A 469-nucleotide genomic window follows, 5' to 3' on the forward strand; every position below is an offset into this window, starting at 1 on the left:
GCTGGCCGCACTGCCGGAGGCGGAGCTCGACGCCCGCCTCGACGGGCGCGAGCTCGTCGCGATGACCGACAACAGCGTCACCGACGCCGCGGAACTGCGGGCCGCGCTCGCCGTCGTACGCGAACGGGGCGTCGCCGTCGAGCACCGGGAGTCCAACCCGGACGTGAGCTGTGTCGCGGCGCCGGTGCGCGACCGCTCCGGCCGGGTCGTCGCCGCGCTCTCCATCTCCGTACCGATGATCCGCTGGAGCGAGGAGCGCGAGGAGGAGCTGGCCCGGCTCGCCGCGGACGGCGCCGACACCCTGTCCGGCAGGCTCGGCCACCACCGGGGGCAGGCGTGAGCCCGTCCTGGGACGTGGCCGTCCGGGAACGGGCGGAGCTCGGCGAGGGCCCCACCTGGGACCCGGCGTCCGGCAGGCTGATCTGGGTCGACATCCTCTCGGCCCGCGTCCACACCTACGACCCGTCGA

General features: G+C 75.5%; 2 protein-coding genes. Both read left to right on the forward strand.

Going from position 1 to position 469, the window contains the following annotated elements; genetic code table 11:
• Window positions 1-340, forward strand: a 340-nt coding sequence (locus IH13_RS0126135) for an IclR family transcriptional regulator domain-containing protein (RefSeq protein WP_031088408.1), incomplete at its 5' end; no start/stop codon positions are given.
• A gap of 14 nt (window positions 341-354) precedes the next feature.
• The coding region (locus IH13_RS43570; RefSeq protein ID WP_234433391.1) for an SMP-30/gluconolactonase/LRE family protein at window positions 355-469 on the forward strand (115 nt) is incomplete at its 3' end.

Source organism: Streptomyces sp. NRRL WC-3549 (assembly GCF_000721935.1).
Lineage (GTDB): Bacteria > Actinomycetota > Actinomycetes > Streptomycetales > Streptomycetaceae > Streptomyces.